Below are 18,736 nucleotides of genomic sequence, written 5' to 3'. Positions count from 1 at the left end.
CAACGCTTTGCCCAGGTGGATGAGCGCTTTGCCCAGATGGATCAGCGCTTTGATCGGTTAGAGCAACAGGTGAGCCACATCTTGGTGTTGTTGCAGCGGCAGCAAGGCCGCTAGCGCAGATAGTGGCGCAGGACCACATCCAGGCGGTTGTGGCCCTGGGCCACAGCCACCTGGGTCACTGCGACCTGATCGTAGTCTGAAGGGCGCAGCCGGCCCGTCGCCGGCGGCAGCTCCCGGCGCGACAGCAGCCGATAGAGCGCCTGAGCATCCTCGCGCCGGAGGGCGTGCACGTCCAGGTGAGAAGGGATGCGCGCAAAGATCCGCTCCTCTGGCTGGCGCCCCCGTCGCAGCCGCTGCAGCAGCTCCTCTACGCTCGGCAGGACGGGGGCCAGGCGTCTCCGTCCGCCTGTGCCGCGACGCACCAGGACCATCCCCGCAGCCTTGTTGAGATCCCCTGCGCGCAGCTCCTGCCAGTGGGCCGGGCTCAGTTCGCGGTCCTGCGCCACCGGACCCCGCGCGCAGCTCCCTCACCTCGCGGCAGCGCGGGGGGAGTGTCACCGCGGCAGCCAGCGCCCGATCGCGTGGTAGCCAGTATCCAGGCAGACCCGCCCGCCAGCCTTCCCCTGCACCAACTCTCATGTCTCTTCTTCCAGCCCGGCGAGCACTCGCAACAACGCCAGGGTCGAACGCGCGTCCAGCTCTGCAGTGTGCCAGCCTGCAGGAATTCCCTCGTGCGCACAGGCGCGCTCCAGGGAGACATCCCAATCCCATCCCATCCACTCCCGGTAGAGGCTCATGGCACACCGCCATCTCTCAGCGGCGACCAGCCAGGTTGGCAGTGTCAGCTGATACCGTCGCGCACTGGCAACGAGTGCCAGCCGGTCAAAATCTGCATTGTATCCCCAGATCGCTTCCTTCCCTTCCAGCAGCCTGATGAGTCTGTCCCATGTCAACGACCCCTGGCTCAAGCCAGGGGCTTGCCCGCAGCCTCGTCGGCCCGGGCTTCGGGGCTGGTTGACGGCAGCCCACTGCCCCGTAGGACAGTACAGCAGTGTCACTGGATTGACCCTCCTGCCCCCCGCCAGGTGAGGCGAAGCCGTTGCTGACTCACAGGTCAGTGCCTTGAGGCCTCACTGAGCACAGGATAACAGGGAAGAGGCCGCCATGTCAACCCCCGGCAGAGAGCCAGAGGGGGCCGCCTTCCTCCCCTGGATGAATCCAGGGGTCCCCGGCGCCACACCTTTATGGAAGAGCAGCCTTCCATCGGTGACAGCGATGACAGCAATCTCTACGACTTGAAAACCTGGGTCAGAGGGCAATCCGGTGGTCTCCGTGTCAAGCACGACGATGTCCCGGGCCAATTCTTCCCGCAGCCAGGCCCGCAGTTCCTGACGCCGCGCGCGCACCCGCTGCGCCTCCTCACAGGCCCAACAGATCCGGAGCCGCCGCCGGCGGCGCTCAGGCTCGATCGTTTCCCCGCAGCTTGAGCAGACGAGTCGTTGGCGCCAGCCCTCCCTCGCCCGCTGAAGCGCCTGCTGTTGCGCCTTCGTCAGCCTCCGCGCTGGCTGCGCTTCCTCTATCCAGTAGAGGAGTACCTGCCGTGGTCGCCCAGCAGCTCGCTCGTAGCAGCCCGCGGGCTGCTGGCCAGGAGAGAGGCGCAGACCGCGTCGGCGCAGGCTGGAGGCGGTCGCCAGCCGCGTCCAGTCAATCTGAGCATAGTTGAACACGCGCAGTCCCACGCAGCTCGTCCGAGGCCTGGTTTGCCATGTTTTCTGACAGACGGTACAACGGTACCATCTGTTGGCAAGCTGCTCTAGCCGATGTGCTTGCTGCGGCAGATATTTTGCCATCCTGGTCCTCTCCGTTCTGGGAGTGACCCCGGCGCCGTGCTCCCACAGGTGTTGGGAGCGGCGTACATCGGACCTCGGGAGCGGCAGCGCGCAGGGGTGGCAGGGGATCGCTGTCATGAGTCTGGTCTGCCTTCTCTTTCCCTCCTTCGAGAGACAGTCAAAGTGACAGCAAACCAAGACCATCACCTTCTAGACAAGACAATCTATTCCTCCTAGAGCTACAAGGCGGGAAGAGGAGGGAGCGCTCTTGGCATCTGGGAAAGTAAAGCGAAATGCTTTCAAGGAACGTCCCTGCCTCCCGAACAGCTCCGCCATTAGGTAGGAGATTCCCTTTCCAGAGAGGAAGACCGAATGAGCGGACGTCTCGATCGCCGTCTGCTGCGGCGCCTCCTCCATCCTGGACTGCCACCCAGCCCGGGCCGGGCCAGTCCCTGGAAAGGAGCAGCGCCCGCCGTGTCGCACTTCGACTAACTCAGCCAGGACGCGAGCAGATTTCTTCTACTTCCAGCCAACACCCTTCTTCTGCCAGTGCGTGCCTAGCTGTTGCATCGGCCAGCGGTAGGAGGAGCCGGCGCCTCCCCCAGAGGGCGGGCGTCGTGCGCGCCCACCCTCCGCCGCTGGCCTCTTGGTTGCAGTGTGGGTCGCAGCTGCCACGCAGCCGCCAGAGCCAGGCGGTCCCCAATCGCGCACCCGCGCGCTACTTCGCCAGATCGCGCGGATCGAACTCGCGCGGCTTCTTCGGCCCCCGCCACAGCCACGGATTGCTCAACTGGCGGCCCAGCAGGCGATAAGCCTTCTCCGTAGAGATCGGCTCTTCGCCCGGTACACGACCCCGGTGCAGCAGCAACAGATCCAGCACCAGCGGCCCCAGCAAAGCCCAGGCCAGAAAGGCAAAGCCGATCAGCAAGAGCCAGGTCGCCACTGGCCAATGATCATCGTAGAAGCCGCGGGGAGAGGTGCGGTAGTCCGCCGTTGTAAAGGTGTACGGCTGGCCCTCTTCGGTCACCAGCGAAAAGGCCACCACGCGGTAGCCGCTGCCCGTCAGGCGCTCGCCGTTCTGCAGATTCAGCTCTACCGACTGCTGCGCATCGCTCTCATAGACCAGCGAGAGCAGCCTGGGCCGCGTATCCGCAAAGACCCCGCCGGGATAGGGCGAAAAATCGGCATCCTTGATCACGTAGAACTGCTGGCCGTGATTGATCTGCAGATAATCGTAGCCCTCGTCAGAAGAATAGTCCTGAAACCAGGCAATCGCGGGGGCATCCTGAAAGTGGACCTGATGGGAGGTCACGCCCCACAGAAAGCCGCTGATCAGCAGGCCCGCGGCAGCCAACAGATTGCCTACGCGCGTTGAGAGCAGGAACCAGAGCAGGCGCAGCAGCGCCATCATCAGATTGATCAGGCCGGCTAGCATTTTGAAACCTCCTTGCTTTCTTTCTTTATCTCGTCCCGCCTCGTCTCACCTCGCCTCGCGAGGAAACTGGCGAGCGAGTCGCAAGCGTTACCCACCGGGGAGACCTGACCCATCGGAGGAGAGTGTGGGCAGTCGGTCCAGCCATTGGCGAGAGCGCCGCCCCGTCCCGGCAATGCCACGCTGAGCAGCACAACGCTGAGAAGGAAAGGCGAATCACCATTGATCACGTACACAAGAGAAGAAACACCCTGTCACACTCAAGTGACATCAAGGTCAGCAAAGAAGCAAGCGGTATACTTTCTTCTCCACCCCCTTTTAGTCTAAGGTCTTGCAAATTTCCATAAAAGGATACATAAATAGAAGTGGGATACAACTTCTGCGACGCGCCTTAGAGACAAGAACGGTTCAGGTCCAGATCACAATAACGGTACATTCGGGAATCCTCATCGAGAACTCTCTTACCTGCGAGACGTACCATATCACAGGAGAGACAAGCAGACAGAGAAATCTGGTTTAGTCAAACCCAGGCGGGGGGCAGTATGTATGCAACACCACACATCGCTGCACTGTGAGCCGACGCTGAGTGAACGCCTGCCGTTAACCATTGGTCTGGTGGGAGGGGCCATCACCGCAGCGGGTCAATTTCTGCTACTCTTCACGCTCTTCTTCGACCAGCTCGGGCTGGCGTGGGCGCCGGAGCTACGGCTGCTCATGCTCCTGGGCCTCTGGCTGGGTCTACCTGGCAGCCTGGCCCTCTTGCTGGCGAGTCTCATCGCGCGCTGCACCGGGGTGCGCGATGACGGTTACACTGTCGGGGGAACGACCGGCTGCATCGCCGCCCTGCTGACCACCGTCGGCAGCGGCGTCTGGCTGGTCATCACCATCGTCTCCATGTTGCCCGCGACCCGGTCACCCCTCATCGACCAGAGCGCCAGCAGCGTCTCCGTCTTCATGCCCAGCACTCAGCTTCTGGAGTTCTACATCGTCCTCATCTTCATCAATCTACTCTCGTTCCTGCTCGCCCTGCTCGGCGGCATCATCGGCGGCCACCTCGGATCAACGCATGCCGACGCCGCCTCGCCGAGCTAGCCTCGCCGGCGGGCGCCTCTCCTCTCCACTCAGTCAGTGAGCCTGCCAGCAGTCTGCCTGCAGGCGAGGGGAGAGAGCCACCGCCCGGCGCTCAGGCCAGGCGCCGGGCAGGCGAGCAGAAAGGCGGGATAGAGAAAAGCGAGCTGGTTGAGCGCAGGCCGACCCGGCGGCCACCTCAACCAGCTCCAGCCCTGTCCAGCTCAGGCATGGCCATCTCACCTCAGCGCCCCGCCGTCCGTCCCAGCACATGGATCGCCTGCCCAAGGGCCTCCTCGGCGCTCTCCAGCAGTCCCTCGCTCAGCGAAGGATGAGCATAGAGCAGCTCGGCCAGATCGGTCAGCGTCGCCCCCATCTCGATCGCCAGCACCCCAGCCATGATCAGTTCGCCGGCGCGCGGCCCCACGATGGTCACCCCAAGAATCGTCTCATCCTCGGCATTCGCCACCACCAGAGCCGTTCCCGTCTCGCCGCCCAGCATCAGCGCGCGCCCGTTGGCCCCCAGCGGAAAGCGCCCCGTCTTCACGCGGTAGCCGGCGCGCTCGGCCTCTTGAGCCGAGTAGCCCACAGTCGCCAGTTCCGGCGACGACAGGACCACGCGCGGCAACGCCAGCGGCGCGAACTGGACCCGGCGCCCGCAGAGCGCCTCAGCCGCCACCTTGCCCTGCTTGATGGCCACACTCGCCAGCGGCGGCGCCCCCGTCGCCGCACAATCGCCAGCGGCATAGATGCGCGCAGCGCTGCTCTGCAGCGATGGCGAGACCAGAACGGCTCCGCGTTCATCGGTCTGTACGCCCGCCGCCTCCAACTGCAGCCCCGCCGTACGCGGACGCAGCTCGCCGCAGACCACCAGTGGGCGCTCTTCCACCTGTTCAGGCGGCTGCCCGCTGCTCACCTGGACCCCAAGCTGACGCAGCCCGGCCTGCACCAGGCGCAGGGCCGCCGCCTCCACGCCCGAGAGCAGCTCCTCGCCCGTCAGACAGAGCCGCACGCGCACCCCCAGACGCGCAAAGAGCGTCGCCAGCTCCAGCGCCAGATAATCGGCCCCGGCCACCGTCAGTCTCTCTGGCAGCTCCGGCAGACTCAGGGCCTGCTCCGGCGTCAGCAGCGTCCGCCCATCGTAGTCCAGGCCCGGCGGTGGCACGGTCTCCGCCCCGACAGCGATCAGGCAGTGCTCGAACTTGAAGCGCTCGCCCTGCTCGCTCTCGACGCGCACCTCCTCGGGACCGAGAAACCAGGCCCGGCCCGCCACATACTGCACGCGATTGCCGGCCAGCAAGCGCCGCACGCCCTCGGCCAGGCGTGCCACAATGCTGGACTTCCAGGCTTGCAGGCGGCCCCAATCGAAAGTCACCCCCGTTAGCGTTATGCCCAGCGGCTCCAGCGTCTCGCGCCGCAGCCCGGCATAGCGCTCACTGGCGGTCAGCAGCGCCTTCAGTGGGATGCAGCCCCGATGCAAACACGTCCCCCCGGGCGGCACCGGATCAACCAGCGTCACCTGACGCCCCAACTGCGCGGCCCGAATAGCGGCCACATAGCCCGCCGGTCCCCCGCCGAGGACCAGGACATCGACCGCGGTGGTCACATCGCCCACAACCATAGCTTCCGTTCTCCTCTCGGTACAGCACTCTTGCCTCTCTGCGCTCTCGCCGCTCCCGGCTCCCAGACGCGCCCGCTCTGGAGAAGGAGAAACAACGGGCCGCTGACCTCCCTGTCTCGGCCCGTTTTCCCCTCCCAAGCAGCGCACGCCTGCTGGTCAACGCCGACCAGAGCAACCAGGCGCTCGCAGCAACTCAGCCGGAGCGCTCTTCGGCCAGTACCTCATCGACCAGGCGCCAGCCATACTCGGTCAGGGTATGCCGCCCATGCTCGACGCGACGGAAGACATCCTTGAAGCGAGGACCCACCTTCAAGGGATGGCTGGCATTCTCCACCCGACGCGGGCGCGCTGTTCCATACTTGATCTTCGAGACACCATCTGAGCGCATCATCTGAAAGATCCCGGTATAGCTGCGCTCCCAGGTCGGGCGATCAACCCCGAGCTGGCGACGAATATCCTCGCGGCTAAAAATCTCCTTGCCCTCTTGTTTTACCAGAACGGCGACAGCCTTAATAATCTCCTCGGCAGTTGCCACGGTCGGCCTCCTTCCGACACGCTTGCCCCAGGAGGGTCGGGCCGCACAGTCCCCTTCCCCGTCCGTGCCGCACGGGCCGGCCCTCCTGACCAGATCTTGAGTTAGTCAATTGTTGCGATTACACCAAATCAAGCAGCAATTGCTGCGGATTCTCGACCAGCTCCTTGAAACGCGCCAGAAAGGCACCCGCCTGGGCCCCATCGATGAGCCGATGATCGAAGGAGAGGGCCAGCGGCAGGACTGGACGCGCCACCAGGGAGCCGTTGCGAACCACGGCCTTCTCCTGGAGCCGGCCCACGGCCAGAATGGCCGCCTCGGGATAATTGATAATGGGGGTGCCAGAGCTACCGCCGAAGCTCCCCACGTTGTTGAGCGTGAAGGTACTGCCCGTCAGCTCGTGCAAGCCCAGCGTGCGCCGGCGTCCGCCCTCGACGAGGCGCTCCAGCTCGCTGGCAACCTGCGCCAGGCTGAGCCGATCGGCATGGCGCAGCACCGGCACAAGCAAACCCTCGGGCGAGGCGGTAGCAATACCAATGTGGTAGACGCGCTTATAGACAATCTCGCGCCGCTCCTCATCGAGACTGGCATTGAAAATGGGGAATTCCTTGAGGACGGGGATAAGTAGCTTGACCAGGAGAGGTAAATAGGTGAGGCGCAACCCACGCCGCTCGGCCACGGGCAAGAGGGCCTCGCGTAGGGCCACCAGGGCGCCGCCATCGGCCTCGTCGAAGGCCGTGGCATGGGGAATGCTGCGCCAGGAGCGTTCCATCCGCTCGGCAATGCGGCGGCGCAGCCCTGTCAGAGCCTGGCGCTCCTCCTCTGGCGCGGGAGCCGCCCCGGGCTGCGGCTGCGCACCGTTAGCAGGGGCCGGCGCCACCGTCCCCGACGGCTGAGCCGTCTCGGGCCTGGGGCCGGCGGTGGCCGTTCGCTGGCGCTCGGCGAAGGCCCGCACATCGGCCAGCGTCACGCGCCCCTCGGGTGTCGACGGTGGGACCTGCTCCAGATCGACCCCCAGCTCAAAAGCCAGCTTGCGTACCGCCGGAGCCGCCAACACGCGGCGCCGTCCGCCGCTCGCCGCCCCCGTCGCGGGAGCCACCGCCGTAGCGACGCCCGCCCCAGTCTGGGCCGTTGATCCACCCGAGGCCAGCGTCGCCTCAGTCGTTGCAGCCGTCGCTGTTGTTGCAGCCGTCACCGGCGACGACTGCGCGCGCTCTCCCGCCGGCGTGGCGGCCTCCTCCTCAAAGACGACCAGCACCTCGCCCTTGCGCGCTCGCGCCCCCTCACCGACGCGAATCTCCGCCACCCGGCCCGTCACCGGCGACGTAATCTCTGTCACCGCCTTATCGGTCTCCACCTCCGCAATCGCCTGATAAGCCGTCACGCGCTCACCAACGCGCACCAGCCAGCGGCGAATCTCCGCCTCCTCCATCCCTTCGCCCAGATCGGGTAATCTGAACTCAACCATAGGAAACCTCTTCCGGCGCGGGTCCGGCCCTGCCGCAGAGGCCAATACCTCCCTTGCGGAGCGGCCAGCAGCATCGCCCGCTCCGCCCAGGCAGCCCAGACCGCGACCTTCGTCTCTTCTCGTGCTCTGCGTCTACTAGATACCTTGCCAGCCAGCCAGCAAGCAAGCAAGCAACGTCGCATAGGCTTGCCGGCTTCGCCCTGAGCGCAGAGAGAGCCGCCTCTCAGCTCGCTCACTCAGGGTTCCATCACCTGGCGCAGCGCCGCCAGCACCTTCGCTGGCGTTGGCAGATAATAGTCTTCCACCCCGGGCACCGGATAGGGCGTATCGTAGCCCGTCACGCGCGCCACCGGTTTCAGCAGCGAATAGAGGCAGTGCTCATTAATAATCGCCGTCACCTCGGCCCCAATGCCGCCGGCGCGCGGCGCCTCATGGACCACCACGGCGCGCCCCGTCTTTTCCACCGAGGAGACAATAGCCTCCTCATCGAGCGGCCAGACGGTGCGCAGATCGATCACCTCCACACTGATCCCCAGCTCCCGTTGTGCCTGCTGGGCCGCCTCCAGCGCCACCGGCACCATCGCCCCATAGGCGAAGAGGCTGACATCCTCGCCCGCCTGCACCGTCTTGGCCTTCCCCAGCGGCACCGTATAGTACTCCTCCGGCGTCTCCTGACGGAAGGAGCGATAGAGCTTAATATTCTCCAGAAAGAGGACAGGATCGGGATCGGCCACCGCCGCCGCCAGCAGGCCCTTGGCATCGTAGGGATTGGAGGGAATGACCACCTTGAGGCCCGGCGTCTGCAAAAAGACCCCTTCCAGACTATCCGAATGCAGCTCGGGCGTACGCACTCCTCCGCCGTAGGGCGAACGAACCACCAGCGGGCAACTAAAGGCCCCGCCGCTGCGGAAGCGCATGCGCGCCGCCTGGGTCACCAACTGGCTCATACAGAGGAAGAGAAAGCCGGCAAACTGAATCTCCGCGATCGGGCGCAGCCCATAGACCGCCATCCCGACCGAGGTCCCGATAATGGCCGACTCCGCCAGCGGCGTATCGAAAACGCGCCGCTCGCCAAAGCGGCGCTGCAGCTGATCGGTCACGCGGAAAACCCCGCCATTGAGGCCGATATCCTGTCCGAGCAAGACCACCCGCTCATCGCGCTCCAGCTCCAAAGCCAGCGCCTGATTGAGCGCCTCAATCATCGTCATGGGACGCAACGCCATTGCGCTCACCTCCCTCCCTTCCTCAGTGCCGCTCGCCCGGCTGCTGCGAGGGCGTCACAAAGCGCAGCAGCTCGGCGCGCTGCTCCTGCAGGCGCGGCGGCAGTGACGCACTGACATAGTCAAAGAAACTGTCGGGAGCCATCGGCGGCATGGCCTCAGCCTCGCGCACCGCCGCATCGATCTCCGCCAGCACGGAGGCCCCAATCTCCTCATCCTGCTCCTCACTGAGCAGATCGCGGCGCCGCAAAAACTTCTGCAGGCGGGCAATGGGGTCCCTGGCACGCCAGGCCTCGACCTCGGCAGGATCACGATAGCGATTGGCATCGTCGGCGGTCGTATGCGAGCCGAGGCGATAGGTGAGCAACTCGATCAGGGTCGGCCCATCGCCAGCGCGCGCCCGCTCCACGGCCTGACGCACCGTCTCATAGACCGCCAGAATATCGTTGCCATCGACCAGAGCTGAGGGCACGCCGAAGCCGATGCCGCGGGCCGCCAGCGTCGGCGCCGCCGACTGCCGATGGCGCGGCACACTGATGGCCCAGCCATTGTTTTGCACAATGATCACCACCGGGGCGCGGAAGACCCCGGCAAAGTTGAGGGCCTCGTTAAAGTCGCCCTCGGAGGTCGCCCCGTCGCCGCAGACGCCAACCGCCACCACCGGATCACCAACGATCTTGGCCGCCATCGCCAGGCCTACCGCATGGGGGATCTGCGTCCCAATCACAATCTGATAGGGGAGACAGCGCGTCTCAGCGGGCCAATTGGGAGGAGTATAGCCCCGGAAGGAATAGACGAGGGTACTCAGCGGAACACCCTTGACGATCAACGAGGCAATCTCACGGTAGGAGGTCGCCAGCCAGTCCTGGGGCTGCAAAGGCGCGGCCAGCCCCACGGTGGCCGCTTCCTGACCAGTCAGGGAGCCGAAGGTCGTGGCCCGCCCCTGACGCTGCAGAGCAATGATGCGGTCCGAGAAGGCCCGCGCCAGGCGCATCATCCGATAGAAATAGAGTAGGCGCTCCGGCGAGAGAGCAGGCATCTCTCCCACCAGGTTGCCCTCGGGATCAAGAATCTGAAAAGGGACCAGACCGGGATCAATCTGGTGAATCGCCACTTTGCGCTCCTTTTCTTGGATATTCGCCCCGCGCGGAGGCGGGCCGCAGCCTGACGCTCGCTGGCCGCACCCACATCCGCGGCGGAGTGACCGGTCTGCTGACGTCCTTGCTCGCAGCCGCGCCGCTCTGCTCCGTCATATCCTCCTGACTGGCCTTGCCTGGCCAATCGAGCGGCCACAGACAGCCCGGCGGCGGAAGGCGGGACAGAGGGCGGCGCAGCCGAGACCACAACGGAAGAGTGACACCCTTGTCACTTCAAGCTGAAGACCCAGGGAGCTTCTTGCTGCCGACGCTCCTCAAAAGCACGGATCTCATCGAGATGCGAGAGCGTCCAGCCGATATTGTCGAGGCCCTGCAGCATGGCCTGCTTGCGGAAAGCATCGATCGGGAACTGGAAGACACGCCCGTCGGGCGTCGTCACCGTCTGGGCCTCCAGATCGACCTCCAGGGTATAGCCCTCGGTCGCCTCGACCTCCTTGAACAGCTCCAGCACCGTTGGCTCGGGGAGCGTCACCGGCAGAATGCCATTGTTGAAGCAGTTATTGTAGAAGATATCGGCGAAGCTGGGCGCGATCACGCAGCGGAAGCCATACTCGCGGATCGCCCAGGGGGCATGTTCGCGCGAAGAGCCGCAGCCGAAATTATCGCCGGCCAGCAGGATCGTCGCCCCCTGATAGCGGGGCTGATTGAGGACGAAATCGGGGTTGGGCGTCTGATCGTCGCCCAGGTAGCGCCAGTTAGCAAACAGGGCCTGGGCGAAGCCGGTGCGGCTAATCGTCTTCAAGAAGCGGGCCGGCGTAATCTCATCCGTATTGACGTTCGTTCGATTCAGCGGGGCGACCAGCCCCTTCAGGCGGGTAAAGGGTTCCATTGTCTTGCTCTGCCTCCTTCTGCAAGGCGCTCTCTCTTTGCGCTCGTCGCTATCTCTGTCCGCGCTGCTGGTCAGGTCCAGACCAGAGCCGTTGATCCTAGAAATCGCGGATATCGACAAAGTGGCCCGCGATTGCGGCGGCGGCGGCCATTGGAGGACTCACCAGATGGGTGCGTCCACCCTTGCCCTGCCTGCCTTCGAAATTGCGGTTGCTGGTGGAGGCACAGCGCTCGCCCTCGCTCAAGCGGTCGCCATTCATGGCGATGCACATGCTACAGCCGGAGGCGCGCCACTCGAAACCGGCCTCGCGGAAAATATCGGCCAGGCCCTCCTCCTCAGCCATGCGCCGCACCTGCATCGAACCGGGCACCACCAGGGCCCGCACGCCCGGCGCCACATGGCGGCCCTTGACCATCTGCGCCGCCAGGCGCAGGTCTTCCAGGCGCGAGTTCGTGCAGGAGCCAATAAAGACCGTATCGACGCGGATATCAGTAATCTTCTGGCCTGGCTCCAGACCCATATACTCCAGGGCGCGCTCATAGGCACGGCGCTTCTGCGGATCAGATTCATCGGCGGGATCGGGCACCCGACCGGTCACATCGACCACCATCCCCGGATTGGTGCCCCAGGTCACTTGCGGGGCCAGCCCATCGATCGAGATCTCGTGCACCGTATCGAAGTGGGCACCGGGATCGCTCGGCAACTGCTTCCAGGCCTCGACCGCCTTCTCGAAGAGGGCGCCTTTGGGAGCGAAGGGGCGGCCTTTCAGATACGCAAAGGTTGTCTCATCGGGGGCCACCATGCCAGCCCGCGCACCCGCCTCAATGGCCATGTTACAGAGCGTCATGCGGCCCTCCATCGAGAGACTGCGCACCGCCGAGCCGCTGAACTCGACCACATGGCCCGTGCCCACGCCCGTGCCCAGGCGCCCAATCATATAGAGCGCGATATCCTTGGCGGTAATGCCCGGGCCAAGGCTCCCCTCGATGCGGATATTCATCGAGCGCGGCTTCTTCTGCAACAGGCACTGCGTCGCCAGCACATGCTCGATCTCGCTGGTGCCGATGCCAAAGGCCAGCGCGCCTACTGCCCCATGCGTCGAGGTGTGCGAATCGCCACAGACGATGGTCATCCCGGGAAGCGTCAGGCCCTGCTCGGGGCCGATAATGTGCACGATCCCCTGACGCTCGTCGTTCATATCGAAGAGCGTAATGCCGAACTCGCGGGCGTGCTGCTCCATCGTCGTGATGCAGAGCGCGCTCGCCTGGTCCACAAGCTCCAGCACCCGCCTGCCGCGCACCTGGAGGGTCGGTACATTGTGGTCAAGCACAGCAATCGTGGCATCGGGGCGCCTGACCTTGCGTCCCGCCGCCTTGAGGCCAGCGAAGGCTTGCGGCGAGGTCGCCTCATGCACCAGGTGACGGTCGATATAGAGAATAGTTGACTCTCCGGGAACGTCGCGCACAACATGCGCCTCCCAGATCTTCTCAAACATGGACTTTGGCATACTTCTCTCTCCAGTTCCTGTCTGAGTCTGGCTGCGGGCCGCTCTGCTCGCTCAACAAGCCTGCCCCAACGCGGGCTTGTCTGCGCGGCGGGCCTGCCTGAACGCATAGCCTCTGCTCGCTATGCAGGAAAAAGCAGGATAAAACAAAAACGTTGGGAAAGCAGCAGGCAATGGTGTTTCCGCCCTCTATCTGTTCCTCTATTTTACCTCATATGGTGAGTTACTCACAATAGCACGAGCCCCATTGACGCCCGGGGCGGCGAGGCCGCCGAGCCGCCAATGGGGGAGAGAGACAAGGCGGTTCGCGCGAGCCGGCCTGGCCGGAGTGAGCGGCCCAGCGCCGGAGCGCGACGCCCAGTCCGCTCAGGGGAGGGCGATGATATCACCAGCGCTATCAATGCGGATCGAGACGCTACTCAGTGGCGCGGGGGCCGGCCCACTCACCACGCGCGCCCCCTGGGCGGGATCATAAGTAGCACCGTGACAGGGGCAAATCAGCAACTGACTGGAAGGATCATATTCAACCTGGCAGCCCGCATGCGTGCAGACAGCGTCGTAGGCAACAAACTGATCTGAGGGCAGATGGACAAGAATGCCAGGATCGCCTGTGCTGGGAACCGTAAAGGAAAGAGCACTGTTGCTGGCCAAAGACGCCTTACGGGCAATGATCGTGCCGCCGCTCGTGCCTGCACCACTTCCCGCGTTCGCCGTGGCCGTAGAGGCTCCGCTCGACGAGGAAGTCGCCGACGCACCGCCCCGCACCAGAGGAGCGCGCACCGGCCCCTGCCGCCCGGCCAGAAAGCTGCGCACAAAGAGCAGGCTGCTGCCCAGCCCCAGCACAATCGTGGCCAGGCCCCCAGCGGCCAGGCCCAGGATAAAACTGCGCCGGACCTCGCGCTGATGCTGCCACTGAACAGACCGCCGCACCTGGCCCTGTGGGCGAGCCGCTACCGCAGCCGCCGAAGACGGGGAGAGCCAGGCCTCTAGCTCGTGTGCGTTGTTGACTCCCAGCACGATCAGAAGCACCTGGGCAAAGATGGATCGGGGCCAGTGTCCATCTTCAGGCCCAAAGAGCTGCAGCAGATAGCCATCGACGCTCGGCAGCCCGCTGTGTAGTGGCCCGACCAGGAGCAGCGTAATCCAGCAAAAGACGAACACGATGTCCGATCCATAAAAATAGGGATAGACATGCCAGCTTGCCGTCAAGAAGAAGATCAGGCTGAGCAACAAGCCACCGAACGCCGCGGGGCGCAGCAGCAAGCCGAGCAGCGTGCCAATGCCAATGGCGATCTCTCCCACGGCCACCAGCAAGCCGACCGCCGTGGCATGTGGTAGCGCGACATAAATCAGGACATTATGGAGAGGCGAGCCGCGGGCAAAGTTGATAAGCTGGTTACCGATGTAGCCAGGGGTACCGGGATGAAAAAACTGTGGATCGCTGAACTTCTGCAGGCCCGCATAGAGAAAGGTGATCCCCAGAAAGAGGCGCAGGGGCAGCAGCGCCACATTCGGAAAGCCCCATCGCCCGCTGCTTTTGCCGCTTCCGGGTTGAGCCGCGGCTGGCAGCTTCTGGGTCGGTTCCAGATAGGCGGGCCGCTTCTTCGAAGACGAACCTGATGTCATGGTCTCCTTCCACCCTTGCAGGCTTAAAAACATCTTCCTGGCTGGCTGGCCGACAAGCACCATTGCTCTCCGCTCTCCGCCTGACCGCGCCAGCCAGCTGCCTTCCGTGCGGATCGCTTTCGCCCCTACCTTACTGAGGAGAGATCAAGCAACTGACAAAAAAATGTAAAGTTTCTGTGAACTACCCTCCTGGACGGCTCAGATTCAGCGAATTTTTAGCAAGCCTGTGCCCAAATTTCAGACAGCAGTGGCATGCTTGGAGGGAAAGGAAAGGAGTTAGATCTCATCACTATGACTGTGACAGGCTTGCGGACCGATACCGGTCTTGCCTTTGAGCCAGAGCGTCTGCGTCGCTACGGCGATCTGGTTCTCGACGAGTTAGAGCGCTACCTCAGCGGTATCGAGGAGCGCCCTGTCTGGCAGCCTCTGCCTGCTGAAATACGCCAGCAGATCAGTGGGCAGGGCCTGCCCGAGGAGGGACAGCCCTTCGAGGAGACCCTGACACTGCTGCGCGAGCAGATTCTGCCCTATCCCCAGGGCAACGGCCATCCGCGCTTCGCCGGCTGGATCAACTCGGCCCCCTCCCATGCCAGCATTCTGCTCAAACCGCTGGCGGCAGCTATGAACCCCAACTGTGGCATCGGCGACCACGCCGGCCAGGAGCTGGAGCGCTGCGCCGTGCGCTGGATGATGGAGCTGGCCGGCCTCCCGACGGAAGGCAGCGCCGGCGTCTTCGTCAGCGGCAGCTCCGAGGCCAACTTTACCTGTCTGCAGGCCGCGCGCTACTGGGCCGCCGAACAAGACGGCTGGAACGTGCGCCGCGAGGGCCTGCAAGGCCACCATCCACCATTTGTGCTCTACCAGTCCGACCAGGGCCACTTCAGCATTCGCCGCTCGGTCGAAGCAATGGGCCTGGGCAGCTCCTCGATTCACATCGTGCCCTCGACCCCTGACTACCGCATGGATCTGGCGGCCCTGGAGCGCCGTATCCACGAGGACCGGGCCGCCGGGCTGCGTCCTTTCTGTGTGGCGGCCACCGCTGGCACCGTCGAGACGGGCGCCATCGATCCCCTGCAGGAGCTGGCCGAACTCTGCCACGCCGAGGGCCTCTGGCTGCACGTCGACGGAGCCTACGGCGCCTTCGGCATCCTCGACGAGCGGGTCGCTCCGCTTTACCGCGGCATCGACCAGGTTGACTCACTGGCCACCGACCAGCATAAGTGGCTCTCGGTCCCCATCGACTGCGGCTGCGCCCTTGTGCGCCACGGCTCCGCCCTCCACGACGCTTTCCGCCTGACCCAGAGCGACGACGAGGACGATGCCAACTGGATGTCTGAATATACCTTACAGCGCACGCGCCGTTTCCGCGCCCTCGATGCCTGGGCCACGGTGCGCACAGCAGGCCGCGCCGGGCTGGCCCGCGCCATCAGCAACAATATCAGTATGGCCCGCCTGCTCGCCCATGAGGTCGCGGCCCAGCCCGAGCTTGAGCTGATCTCAGGCGGTCCCCTGAGCATCGTACGCTTCCGCTACGCGCCGCCCACCCTGCGCGACGAGCCGACGCTGCTCAACCGCCTCAATCGGCAACTGGCGCGCGAGATCCAGCGTCGCGGACGCGTCTTTCTGACCAGCACACGCCTGCGCGGCCAGGAGCTGCTGCGCGCCTGCCTGGTGCACTACGCCACAACCGCCGCCGACATCCAGGCAATGGTCGACGAGGTGCTGACCGTCGGCAGGGCGCTCTGCGATCTCTGAGCCGGGCGCCCTTGAAAGGAGGGAATATCTTCTACCATGTATTACAGCAGCATTCTAGAGACAGTGGGTAATACACCCTTAATCGAGCTGAAGAGTTTCAGCCCGCGTCCGCGCGTGCGCATCTTCGCCAAGATGGAAGGGGCCAATCCCTCGGGGAGCATCAAGGATCGCATCGCCCTCAAGATGATCGAGGAGGCCGAGGCCCGTGGCCTGCTCAAGCCCGATTCCATTCTGCTGGAGCCAACCAGCGGCAACACGGGCGTGGCCCTGGCCCTGATCGCCACCATGAAAGGCTACCGCTTCACAGCGGTGGTCTCGGAGAAGGGGACACAGGATAAGCGGCGCATGCTGGAACTCTACGGGGCCACGGTGATCACCTCGCCGGGCGCGGCGGGCAGCAACGGCGCCATTCGCCTGGCTCAGGAGATCGCGCGAGATGATCCGCGCTATGTGATGCTTTTCCAATATGGGAACGAAGCCAATCCCGCCGCCCATTACGAGACAACCGGGGCGGAGCTGCTGCGTGACCTGCCCGACGTCAGCGTGGTGGTGGCCGGCCTCGGCTCCGGCGGCACCCTGACTGGCATCGGCCGCCGCCTCAAGGAGCATAACCCGGCCATCCGCATTATTGGGGCCGAACCAGTTCAGGGTGACAGCATCCAGGGTTTGCGCAACCTGGCCGATGGCTTCGTCCCCCCGGTGCTGGATCTGCGCGTCATCGACGAGCGCCTGCTGGTCTCCAGTCAACAAGCCTGGGAGCGCACGCTGCAGCTCAAGGAGCAAGAAGGGATCTTTGCCGGTCCGTCGAGCGGGGCCGTGTTGGACGTCGCCCTGCGCGTGGCGGAGCGCATGGAAGAAGGCAAGATTGTGATCATCCTGGCCGACGGCGGCTGGAAGTACCTGAGCGAGCCGCGCTGGCTCGTGCAGCCAGCGGGGCAGAGCGAGCACACTGCCACAGCTACCCTGCAACCTTCACTCTGCTAAGGCGGGACGCCCTCCCCTGGCGTCCCCCTCCCTCCCTTTTCTTTTTCCCGCTGCTCTCCCTCACCCGCCCCCCTGTCTCTTCGACGAGCACGAGCAGAGCCGACCGACCGACCTGGTCTCACGACGGGCGGCTGCCAGGCTGCGACAGGCTGCGATTGCGCACCGTCTCCTCACCGCGCGCCGCGGCGCGTCCATCAACAGCGGCGGGGAAGAGAATCGTGACCGTGGTCCCTTCGCCCAGCCGGCTATCGAGGCGGATCTTGCCGCCCTGGGCCTCCACCAGCTCACGAGTGATGGCCAGCCCCAGGCCGCTGCCACCGGGCCGCCTCCCCAGCCGGCTGCGGGCCGGGTCGGCGCGGAAGAAACGTTCAAAGACATGTGGCAGGGCCTCGGGCGGAATCCCCTCGCCCGTATCGCGCACGCTGAGCATGACCAGACCACCGCTGGCCGGACTGGCCTGCAGCTCGACCGTTCCCTCGGCAGGTGTATATTTCAAGGCATTATCGACAATATTGAGCAGAGCCTGGCGCAGACGGTCCTTATCGCCCAGCAGGGCCGGTGTTCCCGGGGCTACGCTCCAGCGCAGCGTCTGGCCATGCGCCAGGTGCTCCGCCTGCTCACAGACCGTTGCCAGAATGTCATCGGCTCTGATCAACTCACGCCGCATCTCCAGGCGACCCGCATCGAGGCGCGTCAGCACCAGCAAATCTTCCACCATGCGCTGTAGACGCTGCACCTCAGTATACATGCCACGCGCCAGGCGTCGCGCCGCCTCCAGGTCACCACGATCGGCCCCCAGTAGCAACATCTCCAGACTCCCGCTGAGAGCCGTCAGCGGCGTGCGCAGCTCATGGGAGACATCTGAAACAAAGCGCTTCTGGCGCTGGAAAGCCTCCTCCAGCCGCGCCACCATGCGATTAAAGGAGTGAGCCAGACGCCCGATCTCATCATCCGTTGGCGGTGGCTCGATACGCATCGACAGCTCGCCCTGAGCAATGCGCTGGCTGGTACGCTCGATCTCGACCAGCGGATGCAGAGCTACGCTCACCAACGGATAGATCAGGGCCGTGGCCAGGCCCAGCAGGACCACCACCCCCATGAAGAGCGTCAGATGCAGCGTTGTCAGGAAATCATCGATCGGCGTCGTCGAGGTGCTGATCTGGAGAATGCCCAGCGTGTGATCGCGGAAGGTATCGACCAGGGGCAGGAAGACGACCAGCTGCGGCTGCCCATTGGCCCCCTTGAGCACCAGATAGGGGGGGCGCTGGTCATCGCGCTGCAGGGCCTGTTGCACCTGCGCAGGCGGCACATCGATAGGTTGCAAGGCAAAGGGGGAGCTGCTGCCCGGCACCAGTACACTACCGTCGGTGGCCAAAATGGCGGCATTGGTGCTGGGACTCACGAGGCGAAAAGCCAGCGTCGAGGCGGTATAGAGAAAGTCCGTCGAAGGCTTTTCCGGCGGCAAAAAGGTGTACGAGAGGCGGAAAGGGTGATCCTGGTTGCCTTTCATGATGCCTTTGATGGCCACCTGGGCCTCGTTGCAGAGGACGTCGACCTGATTAGAGAGCAGGTCTTGTTCGGCAATCAGGGAGATGATCACTCCGAGCGAGCCGAGCAGGAGGGTCAAGAGGCCAAGAGAGACCAGCACCAGGCGCCAGCGGATCGGCACGTGGCGTAAGAGTCGCGACAGACGATTGGCGCGCTTCTTCAT

Annotated in this window: 16 protein-coding genes; 3 read left to right on the top strand and 13 right to left on the bottom strand. The window is 64.5% G+C overall.

Annotation, left to right across the window (positions count from 1 at the left end; translation table 11 throughout):
- Positions 1-110: 110 nt before the first annotated feature.
- The 4 genes from A4R35_RS18340 to A4R35_RS18325 all read right to left on the bottom strand — a co-directional run bounded on the left by A4R35_RS18340 (position 111) and on the right by A4R35_RS18325 (position 3,264).
- Positions 111-506 (bottom strand): hypothetical protein, encoded by a 396-nt coding sequence (locus A4R35_RS18340; protein WP_112431881.1) that lies wholly within the window; start codon positions 504-506, stop codon positions 111-113.
- 129 nt (positions 507-635) lie between these two features.
- Positions 636-1,058 carry a 3'-5' exonuclease gene (locus tag A4R35_RS18335; RefSeq protein ID WP_112431879.1) on the bottom strand — a complete coding sequence of 141 codons (423 nt, stop codon included), beginning with the start codon at positions 1,056-1,058 and terminating at the stop codon, positions 636-638.
- 72 nt (positions 1,059-1,130) lie between these two features.
- Positions 1,131-1,739, bottom strand: a complete 609-nt coding sequence (locus A4R35_RS18330) for a 3'-5' exonuclease family protein (protein ID WP_112431877.1) — start codon at positions 1,737-1,739, stop codon at positions 1,131-1,133.
- An 808-nt stretch (positions 1,740-2,547) separates the two neighbouring features.
- Complete coding sequence (locus A4R35_RS18325) at positions 2,548-3,264, bottom strand: hypothetical protein (RefSeq protein WP_112431875.1); 717 nt, start codon at positions 3,262-3,264, stop codon at positions 2,548-2,550.
- Positions 3,265-3,807: 543 nt separating this feature from the next.
- Between A4R35_RS18325 and A4R35_RS18320 the strand changes: the two genes are divergently transcribed.
- A complete protein-coding gene (locus A4R35_RS18320; protein WP_112431873.1) occupies positions 3,808-4,353 on the top strand; it encodes a hypothetical protein in 546 nt (181 codons plus the stop codon).
- A 220-nt stretch (positions 4,354-4,573) separates the two neighbouring features.
- Here A4R35_RS18320 and A4R35_RS18310 read toward each other — a convergent pair whose 3' ends face one another.
- The 8 genes from A4R35_RS18310 to A4R35_RS18275 form a co-directional block, all read right to left on the bottom strand.
- Positions 4,574-5,950: a dihydrolipoyl dehydrogenase family protein gene (locus A4R35_RS18310; RefSeq protein WP_112431869.1), complete on the bottom strand. Its 1,377-nt coding sequence runs from the start codon at positions 5,948-5,950 to the stop codon at positions 4,574-4,576.
- 193 nt (positions 5,951-6,143) lie between these two features.
- On the bottom strand, positions 6,144-6,485 hold the full coding sequence (locus A4R35_RS18305; RefSeq protein ID WP_069802171.1) for a hypothetical protein: 342 nt from the start codon (positions 6,483-6,485) through the stop codon (positions 6,144-6,146).
- A gap of 118 nt (positions 6,486-6,603) precedes the next feature.
- Positions 6,604-7,950 (bottom strand): dihydrolipoamide acetyltransferase family protein, encoded by a 1,347-nt coding sequence (locus tag A4R35_RS18300; protein ID WP_112431867.1) that lies wholly within the window; start codon positions 7,948-7,950, stop codon positions 6,604-6,606.
- A 236-nt stretch (positions 7,951-8,186) separates the two neighbouring features.
- The gene (locus tag A4R35_RS18295; RefSeq protein ID WP_399358752.1) at positions 8,187-9,152 is read right to left on the bottom strand and encodes an alpha-ketoacid dehydrogenase subunit beta; all 966 of its coding nucleotides are present in this window, start codon (positions 9,150-9,152) and stop codon (positions 8,187-8,189) included.
- Positions 9,153-9,195: 43 nt separating this feature from the next.
- Positions 9,196-10,284, bottom strand: coding sequence for a pyruvate dehydrogenase (acetyl-transferring) E1 component subunit alpha (gene pdhA, locus A4R35_RS18290; RefSeq protein WP_112431866.1), 1,089 nt, complete (start codon positions 10,282-10,284; stop codon positions 9,196-9,198).
- A 251-nt stretch (positions 10,285-10,535) separates the two neighbouring features.
- On the bottom strand, positions 10,536-11,156 hold the full coding sequence (gene leuD, locus A4R35_RS18285) for a 3-isopropylmalate dehydratase small subunit (RefSeq protein WP_112431864.1): 621 nt from the start codon (positions 11,154-11,156) through the stop codon (positions 10,536-10,538).
- 97 nt (positions 11,157-11,253) lie between these two features.
- On the bottom strand, positions 11,254-12,663 hold the full coding sequence (gene leuC, locus A4R35_RS18280) for a 3-isopropylmalate dehydratase large subunit (RefSeq protein WP_112431862.1): 1,410 nt from the start codon (positions 12,661-12,663) through the stop codon (positions 11,254-11,256).
- A gap of 363 nt (positions 12,664-13,026) precedes the next feature.
- The gene (locus tag A4R35_RS18275) at positions 13,027-14,286 is read right to left on the bottom strand and encodes a TQO small subunit DoxD (RefSeq protein WP_189362011.1); all 1,260 of its coding nucleotides are present in this window, start codon (positions 14,284-14,286) and stop codon (positions 13,027-13,029) included.
- A 252-nt stretch (positions 14,287-14,538) separates the two neighbouring features.
- Here A4R35_RS18275 and A4R35_RS18270 point away from each other — a divergent pair, with 252 nt between their 5' ends.
- Together A4R35_RS18270 and A4R35_RS18265 are read left to right on the top strand one after the other, a co-directional pair.
- Positions 14,539-16,041, top strand: coding sequence for a pyridoxal phosphate-dependent decarboxylase family protein (locus A4R35_RS18270; RefSeq protein ID WP_112431858.1), 1,503 nt, complete (start codon positions 14,539-14,541; stop codon positions 16,039-16,041).
- Between the two features lie 36 nt (positions 16,042-16,077).
- Positions 16,078-17,025, top strand: a complete 948-nt coding sequence (locus A4R35_RS18265; RefSeq protein WP_112431856.1) for a PLP-dependent cysteine synthase family protein — start codon at positions 16,078-16,080, stop codon at positions 17,023-17,025.
- Positions 17,026-17,143: 118 nt separating this feature from the next.
- Here the strand turns inward: A4R35_RS18265 and A4R35_RS18260 are convergent, their stop codons facing one another.
- Positions 17,144-18,736 carry a sensor histidine kinase gene (locus A4R35_RS18260; protein WP_112431854.1) on the bottom strand — a complete coding sequence of 531 codons (1,593 nt, stop codon included), beginning with the start codon at positions 18,734-18,736 and terminating at the stop codon, positions 17,144-17,146.

Source organism: Thermogemmatispora tikiterensis, from assembly GCF_003268475.1.
GTDB lineage: Bacteria > Chloroflexota > Ktedonobacteria > Ktedonobacterales > Ktedonobacteraceae > Thermogemmatispora > Thermogemmatispora tikiterensis.
Note: the sequence above shows the minus strand (reverse complement) of the source record. Positions and strands in the feature narration are given on the sequence as shown.

Bases quoted from the DNA above. Each gene is read 5' to 3' on its own strand.
- A4R35_RS18310 (WP_112431869.1), bottom strand. From the start codon at position 5,950: ATGGTTGTGGGCGATGTGACCACCGCGGTCGATGTCCTGGTCCTCGGC.
- A4R35_RS18325 (WP_112431875.1), bottom strand. From the start codon at position 3,264: ATGCTAGCCGGCCTGATCAATCTGATGATGGCGCTGCTGCGCCTGCTC.
- leuD (WP_112431864.1), bottom strand. From the start codon at position 11,156: ATGGAACCCTTTACCCGCCTGAAGGGGCTGGTCGCCCCGCTGAATCGA.
- A4R35_RS18300 (WP_112431867.1), bottom strand. From the start codon at position 7,950: ATGGTTGAGTTCAGATTACCCGATCTGGGCGAAGGGATGGAGGAGGCG.
- A4R35_RS18260 (WP_112431854.1), bottom strand. From the start codon at position 18,736: ATGAAGAAGCGCGCCAATCGTCTGTCGCGACTCTTACGCCACGTGCCG.
- A4R35_RS18320 (WP_112431873.1), top strand. From the start codon at position 3,808: ATGCAACACCACACATCGCTGCACTGTGAGCCGACGCTGAGTGAACGC.
- A4R35_RS18295 (WP_399358752.1), bottom strand. From the start codon at position 9,152: ATGATTGAGGCGCTCAATCAGGCGCTGGCTTTGGAGCTGGAGCGCGAT.
- A4R35_RS18275 (WP_189362011.1), bottom strand. From the start codon at position 14,286: ATGACATCAGGTTCGTCTTCGAAGAAGCGGCCCGCCTATCTGGAACCG.
- A4R35_RS18270 (WP_112431858.1), top strand. From the start codon at position 14,539: ATGCTTGGAGGGAAAGGAAAGGAGTTAGATCTCATCACTATGACTGTG.
- A4R35_RS18265 (WP_112431856.1), top strand. From the start codon at position 16,078: ATGTATTACAGCAGCATTCTAGAGACAGTGGGTAATACACCCTTAATC.
- leuC (WP_112431862.1), bottom strand. From the start codon at position 12,663: ATGCCAAAGTCCATGTTTGAGAAGATCTGGGAGGCGCATGTTGTGCGC.